Raw genomic sequence first — 15991 nt, 5'->3', positions numbered from 1 at the left:
TCTCCCTATCTCCCTATCTCCCTATCTCCCTATCTCCCCATCTCCCTATCTCCCTATCTCCCCATCTCCCTATCTCCCCATCTCCCTATCCAACTAATCTACTCTCTTTGAATGCAACTCGGTATGAATCTCAGATCAGGTAATCCCGGTAAGAGTAGTTATCGACACTAAGAGCCTAACACTACTAATCTCAGCTCATCCCCCTAGTTAGCAAAGCCTATCCAGAGAGATTCACCTTTTGACTTCCATTAATGGGTACAATTGCTATGATGCTGATATGATGGTGGTCTTGAGACGATTACACCTAGAGTTTTAGAGGAATGCGATTGACCTACGGTCACGCTACGCGAACGCAAAAATAAACCCCTAATAAACATGGGTATATTTTGGTTGAGGCAATTGCTGTAACCCGAATTTGAAAAGGGTTTTATGGGTTGTTTAGCACATTAGTATGGAGGAAATTCAGTTAAATGCGATCGCATAGACTTTTGCTCAAAACTCAGCTGCGAACCTACAGCTGATAGCCCAATGAAAAGTGGAAACCATTCTCTTGTAGTGAATTTCCTCGGTTGTTGACCTTAATCAAGGGGATACCATAGTCTAGGCGCAAATCTAAACCAGAGATAATTTGCGATCGCAAACCTACTCCCAGGCTAGCAATGGTGGCGGGGTCAGGGTCAGGATCTAGATTATTCCAAGCTGTACCGATTTCAAAAAAAGGGGCTAGTTGTAGCCTGGTGGGGTCTGAAGTGAGAGGAATTCGGACTTGTACCGAACCCAGGATACCGTTATCAGCAACCAGTTGGTTTTGTCGATAGCCTTTGACTGTATCCACGCCACCGATACTGAAGCGTTCTAGGGATAGCAAAGAATCTGGGGTTAACTGAGCATTAATTTGTGTGATCAGGGTCGTTCTCGGTGACAACTGTTGTACCAATTGGAATTGTCCCAACCAGCTGAAGAATCGCCCGTCAGTCCCAGTGTTGTTGATAGTTGCATCAAAGGCACCCAACCCAAAACTAAACTGAGAGCGAGCAGCTAATATGCGACTAGGGCTACTACGGTCTATCCAATCTTGAGAAAATCGCAATACCGTTACCTTGGATTCGCCGTCTTCTGGGCCAACTGAGAAAGAAAAAGGTTCCCCGAGTAAGAAGGTTTGACTGCGACGCAAGTCTAGGGCTAAACTCAGAGCAAATTCACGTTCTGGGGAGCGGAATATGGGTTGGCGAAAACTGACAGAAAAGGTGCGAGTTTCGCTTTCGATATCAAACTCCTCGAATTCATCTTCGATAATGCCGCTGTCGCTGTTGTTGTAGCGTACACTAAGGGTGCCATTGTAGGGATTGACGGGGATAGAATAGTTGATATCGTAGAGGTCTAGCCCTTCGGTAAAGCTGTATTGAGTGGTGAAGCGATCGCCAAAACCCAAAAGATTATCATGGGCAACAAACAGCCTGGTTTGTAGAGAACCAATGCTGGGAGATTGGTTGTTGGCGGTAGAAATACCAGCGTGAAAGGCAGAGGCTTCTTTGAGTTTGACTTGCAAAATATTGCTACCAGAGCCACTTCCTGCAGTTAACTCGGCATCCACTTGATTGAGTAAAGGGTCAAGTTGCAGCAGTTTCAGGGCTTCTTCTAAGCGGCTTCGATTTAATGGTGGGTTAGTGGCCACTTCAAGGCGACTGCGCACATATCCTTCCCGCAGACGGTTTAATCCCTCCAGTTCAATCCGTTCTAAGTCACCCTCAACCACCTGGATTTTCACAACACCTTTGCTAAAGTCTTGGACCGGCAAAAATGCGCCAGAGGTGATGTAACCATTTTTAATGTAGAGCTCAGTAATGGCAGAACGCAGTTGAAGCAACTCCTCAAACCTTACTTCACGGTTCTCATATTGGTTTGTTTTATCTGCAATTTCTTCTTGCAAAACCGTATTTCCCAACACCTCCACTTCTGTGACAAAGAATGGCACAGTGGATGGAGTTGTAACTTCAGGGAGTTGGGGAGAGGAAGGAATTTCCAGACTTGGATCCGGTGGTGATGCTGGAGATTCTTCAGGAACAGGAGGAGGTAAATCGGATGGGGTGGGAATGGTTTCCTGAATTCTTTCAGGGGTTTCGGTGGGAAGGTTCACTCCTGGGGGTGGATTAGACTGAGCCACTGCTCCCATAGTTAGGCTCACGATGGGAATAATGCTAGAGCCTGAAATTACAATAATCGATTTCAGTGTATGATACATAGTTTCAGCTTTGTTAGCATTGCTGAATCTTCGGATGAATAAGAGTGGGGTGGGCATCCTGCCTGCCTGGGAATGAAACAGGCATCTTGCCTGTTCGGAAATGAAACAGGCAAGATGCCTGTTCGGAAATGAAACAGGCAAGATGCCTGCTCGGAAATGAAACAGGCAAGATGCCTGCTCGGAAATGAAACAGGCAAGATGCCTGCTCGGAAATGAAACAGGCAAGATGCCTGTTCCACTAAGATGCCCGAGGCCGGAAACAGGCAAGATGCCTGTTCCACCAAGATGCCTGGGAATGAAACAGGCAAGATGCCTGTTCCACCAAGATGCCCATGCCACAAAACTATTAAAATTATCCCGTATTTATAGCACTACGTATTCAGAGGACATTGATACAAGCTCAAAAGCGGTTTTAGTCAACTTTTGTATGCATGGCTCTTGCCTTGGGCGTAGTGCTATATCTATCCCAATGCTTCCCCCAACCCCGAGAGGCTAAAGGTGTTTTTGGAAAGAGTTTTAAACGAAGTTAAAGTCCCAATAAATCACAACATTAGTGGTGTCTTCTACTACACCGATAAGATCGTTATTATAGCACTTCTCATAGTCATGAGGTACAAAATTCTGGGTGTTAGGGAGCAGGGACTTCGGAGCAGGGAGCAGGGAAGAGAGAAGAGGCAAGAGGCAAGAGGTAAAAAATCCTGTGTACCTCATAGCTATAAGACAAGAGGTAAAAAATCCTGTGTACCTCATAGCTATAAGAAACGCTATATAGTAAATCAAGGTATCCTTTGCACTGCTGCCAGACCAGTTTTGGAAGCTCAGTGAGTAGTCACTGGAACTACCATAAACCTGGAACTTATCTCCCTCAGACCAGTAGAAGTCGGTAATTGTGGTATAATTGAGGCTGTCATAGCCGGAACTGCCACTTAAGTAATCGTTCCCAGAGTAACCTAGAAGGGTGTCGTTACCTGAGCCACCATAGATATAGTCATGGCCAGTCCAGCCATCCAGATAGTCGTTACCACTCTGACCGTAGAGCTTATCGTTGCCGCTATTACCATATAAATTATCGTGTCCATAGTAACCAAAAAGGGTGTCGTTACCTGAGCCACCATAGATATAGTCATTGCCAGTCCAGCCATCCAGATAGTCGTTTCCACCCTCACCGTAGAGGTTATCGTTGCCGCTATTTCCATACAAAGTGTCGTTCTTCGGACCGCCAATCAGGGTATCATTGCCGCCATTACCCGTCATTGTCCAAGACTTCCATTTCAAGAATATCCACCAACCTTCCTTGTGCGCTTGAAAGTAATTGTTAGCATTGTTACCGATGTAATTTCCCATGGTTTTTACTCCTGAGAGAATTTAATTGTGTAACTTCAAAGGGTTATATTCAGTAAATTAATTCTAGATAACCCCAATGTCTAAGCCTTAAATTTTGCTACAATTTGGTCGTTTAGTGTGCAAAACCAAACAAATTAGTTAGAGATAATTTGTTCAGCAACTGTATTAGCTTGTTGCTTAATTTTCAGAATAAAATTAAGTCTTTTATAATTCATTCACTTTATCTACCAATGTGATGGCTTGGATAAGCAATACTAATGGCAATATTTGGTCAGTGGGATTGCTGAAAACTACATAATGCTAATTAAAAAGAGAGGCTCACTGGATTAGAGCCTCTCTCCCCTTGTCTACCAAGGTGATGCCGCAAATTTGGACAAGACCTGGGTACAATTCAGTCAGTGGGATTGCTGAAAACTACATACTGCTAATTAAAGCGTTTACCCTGTTGGGTGGTGCGTTACGGGACGGACTATCCCAATACTGGCTACTGATAAAATCAGGGCAAGCCCGTCTTATCACGCACCCTACTGGCGTGGCACACCTAAAAATGTTTGTTGGGTTGAGCGGTAGGGAAACCCAACAAAGCGTTACTGGTGTTGGGTTTCATTCTTCAACCCAACCTACGCTTATTGCACCATTTTAAATGTGCCACGCCACTACGCACTCAAACCTTTTGCCCAAAATTCCTCACCCCCAGCCTCAAGAACATTCCCGCCCCATCACTAGGCGTCCATTGGGCAGTTGATACACCCCCGTTGCTTCAACAATTGGGTCACCCTTTTGCCAAGGACGAGAGGCACTCTCACTTGGTACCGTGCGTACCTCTCCAGTGGGATAACGTGAAACGGAAGCATCCCCAGGGCGGGTGGGTAAGTTACCACCACCGGTAATGATGAATTGTCCCTCTTGTTCACTGGTTCGGACAATGCAGCTATTGGCTAGTAGATTGTCGGTGTCAATCAGATTGTCCGGTAACTCTGTCAGGCTGTTTTCGATAAAATCGAGGTTGGGTAAAGTGATAACCCCATCGATAGCACCACTAGCGTTGATATCGACTCGGTTATTATTATCTAAAGTAGCTGGGTCAGTGCCTTTTGGTGCTGGACGGAAGGCAAAGCCGAAGAAGATAGGGGTTTTGAAGGTAATATCACCTCCTCGGCCATCACGGGCAAAGGCTAGGATGTCACTGTCAGCAAAGGCAATGAGGGAGTCAGTGGTGATGGTGATATTGCCCCCGTTGTCAGCACCGCTGAAGACACTAGTGGTGATGTCACTGTCACCCCGTAGCCTAATATCTTTGGCTGTGATATCGATAGCACCTCCGGCAGATTGAGTGGTAGCAGTAATGATATTGCCGTCAGTAGCTGTTAACCTGTCTGAGACATTGATATTGATGTTACCTGCATTACCTTGTCCTAGAGCCTGAGCAGATATCTCGGCTTGATCGCTCAAGTCGAGGTTGGTCGTGCTTAAGTTTATATTTCCACCAGTGCCAGTGCCTTGAGTTTTTGCAAACATCCCGCTGACAGAACCTGCATTGACAACACTGGCTACAACCTTAGGAGTATCAAGCGAAACCTGGAGATTGTAAGCCTGTGAATCACTAATCCCAACATTTCCAGATTGGGTAACTTGGATGAAGTAGGTACCGGGCAAAGTAATGACGTGCCTGAGATAAGAGTCATTGTTACTCTGACTACCAAATGCACCTAGGGAAGCCGGAGCATCGTCATTAGATGCCAGTAAGTTGCCTTCACTGTCAAAGAGGCGAACTACTGTGTCTAAATTTGGGGAATTACCGAATGTATCGATATCGATAATTGCCCGAGTCCCTGCTGTTCCAACTTCAAAGGAATAGTAGTCAGATGTAGCTGGCTCAGAACCCTTACCCGATACTGATACATAGGGAATTCTAGTGGAAAACTCGACTAAAGGATTGGCAGCATCGGGACTATTAATTGAGAAGGAACGATCAAGTTCTTGGGCTTGAGTGATTGAGTTATTTGGCTCAGCTTCAAACAGAATTGTGGGGCGACTAACATCAATATCATTCCTAAGCAAGGGAGTAGGGTTAACTCGTTGAGCAAAGTTAGGATCACTGCCAGTGATAGTAACCTTATCACTGGCAGTGACTATAATATTACCTGCTTTTCCGCTGTTAAAAGTGCTGGTGAGGAACTGTCCTCCGTCCCTCAACTCCAGCGTACTGACTTGCACGGTAATATCACCACCATCAAAGGTGCTAAAAGTTTGAGCACTAAAAACCGCCCCATTTGAGACGAGCAGGTTATCCGCAGTGACTTCGATATTCCCACCCTGGCCACTATTTGCTGCTTCGGAGGAAGTGAATATCCCACTCAAGAATCCATCTGAACCCACTCCAGAGATAGTGACAGAATCTAAAACATTAATCGAAATGTTGCCTGAGTTTCCTGTGTCATTAGTCAAGTCTCCTGTTCCAAGAGTTAGGGCTTGCAATTGGGAGCCATCTGTTATTAAAAGAGAATAGGCATTGATATCAACATTACCTCCGTTACCTACTGCTCCAAAGTCCACAGCCGTGCTAATGTTGCTGCTGTTTTTTAGCCAAACATTACCTCCAGCTTCGACAGTTACACTGCCTGCATTCCCTTCTCCAGCAGTAATGCTAAAAACAGCACTACTGATTAGCGAGACAAAGTCCTCGGCCTTGATAGAGACCTTGCCCGCATTTCCCTGACCAAAGGTAGCAGTATCAATGGTGAAATCAGACAGAGAAACTGACGCTCCCTCAATGCGGATGTCACCTCCCTGACCAATTGCTCCAGGTTCCAAAGAGGTGGTAATACGGCTACTATCAAGGGAAACAGAACCAGGAGTTGTGAGAATAAGACTGCCACCATTTCCTTGTCCAGATGATCTGGTAGTCAAATCTGTGTTGATTATGGAAACCGATTGCCCCTCAATTTTAATTTTGCCACCACTGCCATTGCCAAAACCATTGCTGTTAATTAGACCATCTTTCAAGGATACTTCCCCTGTTCGGCTGGTAAGAGTAATGTTGCCTCCAGGCCCACTACCAGAGGCGTCGATCAGGGGAGAGAGAATGAGATCGCGATAAGCATCAAGAGTAACGTTGCCACGATTCCCCTCTCCTATTAAAGAGTTGCCAAAACCACCAAAATCAAAAGAGCCACCGGAAGAGATGCTCCCTGTAGTAATTGACTCTGCTGTGCTAGTCAGGTTAATATTTCCACCATTGCCAAGTAGAGAGCCAAAAGACCTAGAGTTTAGATCGCCTGTGGTAATGTTGTTTCTGGCTTCTAGGGTAATCTCTCCTCCATCTCCTGCATTACCGTTATTAGAGCCAGCCTCAGATTTAAGATTTCCTGTCGTGATAGTTCCATGAAAAGCTGCTAGAGAAATGATGCCCCCATCACCCGCATCTCCCTCGACAGAAACAGTTCCAGCATCAAAATTTCCAGTAGTAATGCTGCCAGCAGCAGTTTCCAAAGAAATCGCTCCCCCATTCCCAGAATCACCACCAGCCACTGAAACTGAGTCCGAATCAAGGTCTTTTGTAACACGAATGTCCCCTAATGCCCTGAGATTAATCTCGCCACCATTGGCTGCATTGCCATTACCAGAACCAGATTCGGAACGAAGATTCTTGGTGGTGATGGTACCAGTGATTGCATTTAAAGAAATCTGACCCCCATTACCGGCATCGCCATTACCAGCGAAAGAGTTGGAATTAAAATTCTCGGCAAATATACTGCCAGCAGCAGTTTCCAAAGAAATCGCTCCCCCATTCCCAGAATCACCACCAGCCACGGAAATTGACGGCGAACCAAGGTCTTCAATGCGAATGTCACCTAATGCGGTGAGATTAATCCTACCACCATTGCCTGTATTGCCATTACCAGAGCCAGATTCGGAACTAAGTTTCTTGGTGGTGATGGTACCAGTAATTGCATTTAAAGAAATCTGACCCCCATCACCAGCATCCCCATTACGGGCAAAAGAGTTGGAACTAAAATTCCCGGCTGATATACTGCCAGCAGCAGTTTCCAAAGAAATCGCTCCCCCATTCCCAGAATCACCACCAGCCACTGAAGAGGAATCAAGGTCTTCTGTAACGCGAATGTCCCCTAATGCCGTGAAATTGATTCTACCACCATTACCTGCATTACCATTATCCGAAGCTGATTGAGAGTTAAGATTATCTGTGGTGATGGTACCAGTGATTGCATTTAAAGAAATCTGACCCCCATCACCGGCATCGCCATTACTAGCGATAGAGTTGGAAATAAAATTCTCGGCAAATATACTGCCAGCAGCAGTTTCCAAAGAAATCGCTCCACCATTCCCAGAATCACCACCAGCCGCTGAAATTGACTCCGAATCAAGGTCTTTTGTAACACGAATGTCCCCTAATGCCCTGAGATTAATCTCGCCACCATTGGCTGCATTGCCATTACCAGAACCAGATTCGGAACGAAGATTCTTGGTGGTGATGGTACCAGTGATTGCATTTAAAGAAATCTGACCCCCATTACCGGCATCGCCATTACGGGCAAAAGAGTTGGAAGTAAAATTCTCGGCAAATATACTGCCAGCAGCAGTTTCCAAAGAAATCGCTCCACCATTCCCAGAATCACCACCAGCCGCTGAAATTGAGTCCGAATCAAGGTCTTCTGTAACGTGAATGTCCCCTAATGCCCTGAGATTAATCTCGCCACCATTGGCTGCATTGCCATTACCAGAACCAGATTCGGAACGAAGATTCTTGGTGGTGATGGTACCAGTGATTGCATTTAAAGAAATCTGACCCCCATCACCGGCATCCCCATTACGGGCAAAAGAGTTGGAATCAAACTTTCCTAGGTCGATCTCGCCACCTGCTTCCAGAGAAATTGTGCCTCCATTCCCAGCATTACCCTCAAGAGAAACAGAGCCAGATTGTAGATTTATTTGGTTGGAGACGACAAAACCTCCTGTAGTTATATTACCCCCAGCCTCTAGAAAAATTTCACCGCCATCTCCTGCGTTACCACCAGCATTGGCGATAGATCTCGAGTCCAGATTCCCTGGCAGGCTGATATTGCCATCAGTGTGAAGGAAGATGGCTCCTCCATTACCAGCATTCCCATTGCTTGCAGAAGAGCTAGAATTAAATTCTCCTCCAAAGATTTGAATGATGTTGCCATCAGCCAAGAGTTTAATTGTTCCACCATTCCCTGCAGAAGAAGAAGAATCTATCGATAATGCTGAAATATCACTCTGGGAATCAATTATGATATCCCCACCATTCCCTGCAGAAGAAGAAGAATCTATCGATAATGCTGAAATATCACTCCGGGAATCAATTATGACATTCCCACCATTCCCCCCAGAAGAAGAAGAATCTATCAATAATGCTGAAATATCACTTCGGGAATCAATTATGATATCCCCACCATTTCCTGTTGAGCTGGCGGTAACAATTCCGAAGACTGAGATTGTGCCACCTGATAACGCCGTATTGGGTTCGTACTGATTCGTTAAAAAAATTAATGCCCCTTCACCACTAACAAGACCAAGACTAATATCTGCACTTGTCTTAGGAGCGTTAGTGCTTGGAGGTTGGGGAAAAAAGAAACCATTACCTATGATTCGGTTTGGTTCAAACGCTGTAGTTCCAGCTCTAATATCTAGAGTTGGCTGAGTGCTGCCATCAATGGCAATTAAAGTTACCCCATCAGACAGGGTGACATCTTCCTGAATTGAGTTAGCTGCTGTGTCTGTGTCCGTGATCAAAACAAAGGCCGGAATTGTGACACTGCCACCTGCAAAAATGTGCAATGAGGCTCCTATGTAAGCGTCGAAACTGACATCACCCCTAGCGCGAATAATTGGGTCATGGGGGCTATACAAATCCCCCAAACTCCCATCCAATCGCTCAATCCGAAAACTGCCCCCACTCCAATAGTGAGCATCACCCCCAACTTGAGAAGGACTTTGCAACACCATATCCCCGCCAGAAAATAGCCCACTATCGGGATGATTCAGGGCAAAAATATCAACCGCTTCATTCCCCTGCACCAAAAACTGTCCTCTCGCTGCTGCAATAAAAGGTGCGATCACACTATCCCGTATCCGCACCGTATCCTGAGCTTCCAGGGTTAAATCCCTTCCTGCATATAGCTGACCCTGCAAATCAAGATTGCCAGCCGAGAGCGTTAAGTCTTTACCAACTGCCAAATTCCCAGCATTAGCGATCGCACCAGCTTGATTCGTCCCATATTGCAATCCCAAAGGCACACTCACGGTTAACAACGAGGAATTGTCCGGATTGGCACTAAAGGATGACCCATCCCCAAAGGTTATAGAATTCGCTGTACTCGCCACAAACGAACCCTGAATATCCAGTTGCGCATTCGCTCCAAAGATAATCCCATGGGGATTCAGTAAAAATAGATTAGCAGCACCATCCACTCCCAAGGTGCCCAAAATACTTGAGGGATTAGTGCCAGTCACCCGTGAGATAATATTATCAATCCCTGCTGGATTAGCAAAATAAACCCGTTGTAACTCCTCAACATTAAAATCAGTAAAACTGTGGAACAGATTTGCCCCTCGTTCTGCTCCACCTTCTATCAAATCTGCTAGCCCTCCCCTAACCTGAGCATCAGGCGTAACGCGAGAACTTTCAGCCCCTAAAGTCGTATCTGGTGTCACCTCAGCCAAGACTTGATGTTTATCAAAAGGAAAAAACACACCGAGCGTTAAGCAACTGGCTACTTTCAATAAGCCACAGCAACGACCCGAAGATTGATTAACCATGGAATTATTCTCCTTGCTGTAAGCATTCAGCGGTCAGCGGTCAGTAGTCAGCGGTCAGCGGTCAGTGGTCAGTGGTCAGTAGTCAGCCGTCAGTGATAGCTGAAAGCTGAATGCTGAAAGCTGAATGCTTAAAGCTGAATGCTTAAAGCTGATAGCTGAAAGCTGAATGCTTAAAGCTGATAGCTGAAAGCTGAATGCTTAAAGCTGATAGCTGAAAGCTGAATGCTTAAAGCTGATAGCTGAAAGCTGAATGCTTACTTTACTTTTTTGCTACCTCAGAAGGAATTATAAGGTATTCGGTTAACCTATCAGCTAACTATCAAAACTTCCTGAAATGTGAGAACCCCCGTGCTTTAGCCGGGGGATGAAACAGACGGCTGGATTCATCCAGTCGTGTCCTCTATTTGGCTTCTAACCCAGCGTTCAATGAATTCCCCAACGCTAGTTCCGGAGTCTTTAGCTGAAAGTTGTAACCATTTCCACGCGGTGTCCGTCAGCATGATTCCATGTGTCTTTTTTAGCTCATCATAGTGAACTGGAATTCCTTTCATTCTTTTTTGAGTTTTTCTCTGATTCATGGTTTACTTTTTTAGAACATTCGAGTATACTAGAATTATGGTAGCAAGGAAGTTCGAGACTATCAATGTATAAGACAATTCCCATGAAGGCTATATTTTCAGATGAAGAAAGAATCTTCTGGGAATTTCAATGTGAGCAATCAAATAGCCTAACTAATAGTGCGTTATATTATGTTAGACAAAAACACTATAAATCACTAGAGGAACAAGAAGCTTATAATACCTACTGGAATGGAGACGAATTCAGGTGTGGATGGCGAACCCGAAAATGTATTACGAAATATCCTGAATTGGATAAAGCCTTAAAGATGTCACCACATTATAAGGCTATGTGTGCTCAATCTGCCCAACAAACCTTGAAAACAGTAGGGGAATCATTAAGTAGTTACAACAAATTAGTTGATCTTTATTATTTAGGAGAAGTAGATAGACCTAAGTTACCTAGGTACAGAAAATCCGGAGGTCTTGCTGCTGTTACATTTCCCAGGCAAGCTCTCACATATAAAGATGGTTTGTTTTATCCTTCTGTCAGTAGAGAGAGTAAACCAGAATTATTAACTCAAATATCATTAGAACCTCCTAGTTTCATAGATCCAGAATGGGTGAGAGAAGTCACAGTTCGTCCCTGCTATGGTCAACTATGGATTGATTGGGTGATCGATGACGGGAAACAACCGATAGAAGATAATCCTACACTGGATTACTCTCAAGCGATTGGAATAGATCATGGTGGAGATAATTGGTTAACCTGCGTCTCAACCTTAGGAAAAAGTTTTATCATTGACGGTCGAAAATTAAAGTCAATAAACCAAGGATATTGTCGTCTAGTAGCTAAGTATAAACAAGGAAAGTCTGAATTTTATTGGGATTCAAATCTTGATCGGATTCAGAGGAAGCGCAATAATCAAATGAGAGATGCCATCAACAAGGCTGCTCGATTCCTCATTAATCGTTGTCTAAATGATGGCATTGGAAACCTTGTAATCGGCTGGAATGAAGGGCAAAAAAAACGCTCTAATATGGGAAAAAGTGGAAACCAAAAGTTTGTCGCAATACCTACTGGAAGATTAGTTGAAAGATTAAAACAACTTTGTCCAGAACACGGAATCAATTTAATAATTACTGAAGAATCTTATACAAGCAAAGCGTCTTTCTTAGATGATGATTTCTTGCCGAAACACGGTGCAAAACCCGAAGGCTGGAAACCATCAGGAAAACGAGTTAGGCGTGGTCTTTATAAGACGTTAGACGGAAACCTGATAAATGCTGATTGTAATGGTGCGGCAAATATCATCAGGAAAGTAACCACACAGTCAATTAATTTGACCAAGGTGGCTAGAGGGATTTTGACAGTCCCACATAGATATGATTTGTTCACTCACTTGTCCAGATCCTATCGAATAAAAGGTGAAGTCGCACGGGTTTACCCTGCGACGTAACAACCTTTGAGAATCCCCCGTGCTTTAGCCGGGGTAGATGTCAATCCTACAAACTTGATTGCCAATATAAGCAAGGGTAATTGCGCAATTGTGCAATTATTATTGTCAGCAGGTATAGCGTCTGTATCTGGGTTTTGAACACAGGTATTGCATGAAAAGGCAAAAGGCAAAAGGCAAAAGGCAAGAGGGGCAAGAGATCCTCAGTTTTATTGTCCAATCAAAAAAGACCATACAGGTTTACATCTCAAATACAGCTGATGCAGCTCTAGGACAAATTACTGTAATATCATGTCAGGATAATTACCCTTAATAACAATCTCCCTATCTCCCTATCTCCCCATCTCCCCACACCTCCCACCCTCTACTAAATTAAGGGTATTCAACCAAACTTGATATAAGATTTGTGTCCAGATACTTAGCACTGGAGAATCCTATTAATGTCCAGAAAACCTAAATCCAGGAGCGATCGCTTTTTAGGAATACTATTCCTGTTTAGCCTTACCGTTTGTATAGGGCTAGGTCATCTTCCCTCAATCGCTCAACCAGCTGAACCGGGAAATATGGCAACCACCCAGGCTGATAACCCCAGTCAACTCGTGCAACAAGGAGTTGAGTACTACCAAGCCGGAGATTATAAAGCTGCCATAGAGCCCTGGCAAAATGCCTTGACGCTCTACCAAGAGACCAACAACTATACCAATAGCGCAATTGTCCAGGAAAATCTGGCCAGAGCCAATCAAAAGATTGGTGACATCCAGGAGGCAATCAGTAATTGGGAGCAAGCCATCCTTGACTATCAACAGCTAAGGAACTGGCAACAAATGGGGCGAATGAAAACGGAATTGGCTCAAGCCTACAGTAGCTTTGGACAACCGAGAAAAGCTCTGGCGCTGCTATGTGGAGCCCCTGATGCCGATGAAAATTCTAAAAACAAACCCAGTTGTGTCCAAGACAGTGCCTTGAAAGTTGCTCGCGCTCATCAGGATTGGAAGGGAGAGGCTGCTGCTTTGGGAAGTATGGGAAATGCCTATCTTCTCAGAGGGGATTATGACCAAGGGATTGAATGTTTACAGACTGGTTTAGGCATTGCTGAAAAAGTTGAGTTTGATATCAGCCCCCAACGCACAAAAGACTGTACAATAGATAAATTGGGCAAAAATTACACAGCCAAGATTCTCGCCGATAGTCCCTATCGCAGTTCATTTCTTAACGACCTAGGAAATGCTTACTTGAGCAAAGCTCAGCGTTGGGAGCGCTGGGCTAGCTCTGCCAAACAGCGGGGAGCGAAAGAAACAACCAAGGAATTTAGAAAAAATGCCAACAATAATTACAATCAAGCTGGGGAATATTTTCAGCAAAGTCTCAAACTAGCTCGCACTCAAAATCACCAACCTGCTCAAATGCGAGCATTGCGCAATTTGATTCGACTGTCCTACCGCCCTCAAGAATCAATATCAATAGAGGCGCGAAACCAATGGATTCAAGACGCTCAGGAATTGTTCAACGAACTACCGGATTCTCAGGACAAAGTCTACGCAGCCATCGATTTAGCTAAACTGGAGCAACCGATGACTGTGGTTACTGACACGTCCCAACACAATTCCTGTGGCAAACGTCAGCTAGAAGCAGAGACTGAAACACTCCTCAATCAAGCTGTCTCCATTGCTCAACGCATTAAGGACTACCGTTCTGAGTCTTTTGCATGGGGTGAATTGGGTCATCTCTATTACTGCCGCCAAGACTATCAAAACGCCCTAGACTTCACTCAAAAGGCATGGTGGATGGCTGACCAAAATCTATCCGCAAAAGATAGCTTGTATTTGTGGCAGTGGCAGCTGGGTCAAATTTTCCAAGCCCAAAACAAGAAAGATAAGGCGGTCAATGCTTATAAAGAAGCGATCGCTACCTTAGAAGGTTTTGAAGGTGAACAGGGTAAAGGTGAACAGGGTAAAGGTGAACAGGGTATCCGAACCGACATTCTGATTGCTCAGCGAAACTTACAATTTGACTTTCGGGATACCATTGAGCCTCTGTACCGCGAGTTTGCTCAGCTAACACTCAAGCGTGCCGATTCATTATCCTCTGACTCTGAGCAGTACCAGACAGAGCTGAATTCTGCCCTAAAAACCGTTGATTCCCTGAAACTAGCAGAGCTACAAAATTACTTCGGGAATGATTGTCTTTTAACACTCTTCAACCAGAAACAAATTGATGAGCTTGTCACAAAAGACACAGCCGTCTTTAGCTTTATGATTCTGGAAGAGAAAGCTGCTATTATGGTTAGTCTACCAAACGGCGATAAGAGGTTAAAAAAGTTTAAGTTGTCACAGGTCGATAGTCAAAGGCTAATCAAAGAAGTCAACGACTTCCGGACAAAAATACAGGAATCTTATGACATCACTAAAGCTTTCTTAACACCAGCAAAGAACCTGTATAACTGGCTGATTGCTCCATTTGCCTCTGATTTAGAGTCAGCGCAGATAAAAACACTCGTGTTTATTCAGGACGGCATCTTGCGTAGCATTCCCATGGCGGCACTCTATGATGGTAAGGAATTTTTGGTAGAAAAATATGCCATTGCCACAACTCCCAGTCTTACCCTAACCAATCCCCAAGCCTTGAACCGTCAAGAACTAGCAGCACTGGCTTTGGGATTAACTCAACCAGCGCTCATTGATGGTGAAAGTTTCAGTAAACTGGAAAACGTCCGTAAGGAAATCGAAAACGTCAAAGCTCAATTCCCAGCAAGCAAAACCCTGTTGGATGAGCAATTTACCCGCAAGAGCTTGCAGCAAGAACTCCAACAAACAGTTTACCCAATTCTTCACATTGCCACTCACGGTAAGTTCGGCACAATTCCAGAGGACACTTTTTTAGTCACAGGTAATAATGAAAAGCTCACAATCACTGAGCTAGAGAAAGACATCCGCCGCTTAAGTCGTGGATCTAAACCAGTAGAGTTGCTTGTGCTTACCGCTTGTCAAACTGCTACAGGAGACGACCGTACAACTCTAGGTCTAGCTGGTATCATTGTACAAGCTGGTGTCAGAAGCGCCCTAGCTTCCCTTTGGTATATTCCAGATAACGATACTTCAGAGTTAGTCACTCAGTTTTACCATAACCTCCAATCGGGAATGAGCAAAGCAGAAGCTCTCAAAGAAGCTCAAAAGGATATGATTCCAAAAAGGCACCCCGCCCATTGGGCACCATTCATCATCATTGGTAATTGGCTGTAGAGCGGGGTTCACTGGATTATCGGGCAACGTTAGCAATCTCTATCAAGTACCCCATCCGTTTTTCAATCGATTCCCGCTCCTCTTCGGTCAATTCTTGTGATGGTTTTGGTTTTTCCCACTTGGCCAGGTCTTCCAACAGAGCAGATGCCACAACTCCAAGTTTCGACTCTTCAGCCAGTTTGAGGGCTTCATCTAGTGCGTTGTACCAGAAACCAGCCTCAGCATAGAGATCTGCTTTTTCGGCGCTATCGACTGCATTGTCAAGTTTCTCTTGTAAATCTGGCGGCATCTCCACAACCTCTATTTGTACTCTGTCTACTACAGCACTTGATGGGGCACTAGGATCAC

At 44.7% G+C, this 15991-nt stretch carries 6 protein-coding genes; 2 read left to right on the top strand and 4 right to left on the bottom strand.

What is annotated here, in order from left to right; all coding sequences use genetic code 11:
* Positions 1–511: 511 nt before the first annotated feature.
* The 3 genes from F6K49_RS26895 to F6K49_RS26885 all read right to left on the bottom strand — a co-directional run bounded on the left by F6K49_RS26895 (position 512) and on the right by F6K49_RS26885 (position 10390).
* The gene (locus tag F6K49_RS26895) at positions 512–2581 is read right to left on the bottom strand and encodes a ShlB/FhaC/HecB family hemolysin secretion/activation protein (protein WP_293101533.1); all 2070 of its coding nucleotides are present in this window, start codon (positions 2579–2581) and stop codon (positions 512–514) included.
* 177 nt (positions 2582–2758) lie between these two features.
* On the bottom strand, positions 2759–3586 hold the full coding sequence (locus tag F6K49_RS26890; RefSeq protein ID WP_293101530.1) for a calcium-binding protein: 828 nt from the start codon (positions 3584–3586) through the stop codon (positions 2759–2761).
* Between the two features lie 699 nt (positions 3587–4285).
* A complete protein-coding gene (locus F6K49_RS26885) occupies positions 4286–10390 on the bottom strand; it encodes a filamentous hemagglutinin N-terminal domain-containing protein (protein ID WP_293101527.1) in 6105 nt (2034 codons plus the stop codon).
* Positions 10391–11033: 643 nt separating this feature from the next.
* Between F6K49_RS26885 and F6K49_RS26880 the strand changes: the two genes are divergently transcribed.
* Complete coding sequence (locus tag F6K49_RS26880; RefSeq protein WP_293018589.1) at positions 11034–12407, top strand: transposase; 1374 nt, start codon at positions 11034–11036, stop codon at positions 12405–12407.
* Between the two features lie 437 nt (positions 12408–12844).
* Positions 12845–15643 carry a CHAT domain-containing protein gene (locus F6K49_RS26875; protein WP_293101524.1) on the top strand — a complete coding sequence of 933 codons (2799 nt, stop codon included), beginning with the start codon at positions 12845–12847 and terminating at the stop codon, positions 15641–15643.
* A 16-nt stretch (positions 15644–15659) separates the two neighbouring features.
* On the opposite strand, the gene F6K49_RS26870 is transcribed toward F6K49_RS26875, so the two are convergent.
* Positions 15660–15991 (bottom strand): DUF928 domain-containing protein (locus F6K49_RS26870; RefSeq protein WP_293101521.1); only part of this gene is annotated, 332 nt, incomplete at its 5' end.

It is taken from the genome of Moorena sp. SIO3I6 (assembly GCF_010672095.1).
Note: the sequence above shows the minus strand (reverse complement) of the source record. Positions and strands in the feature narration are given on the sequence as shown.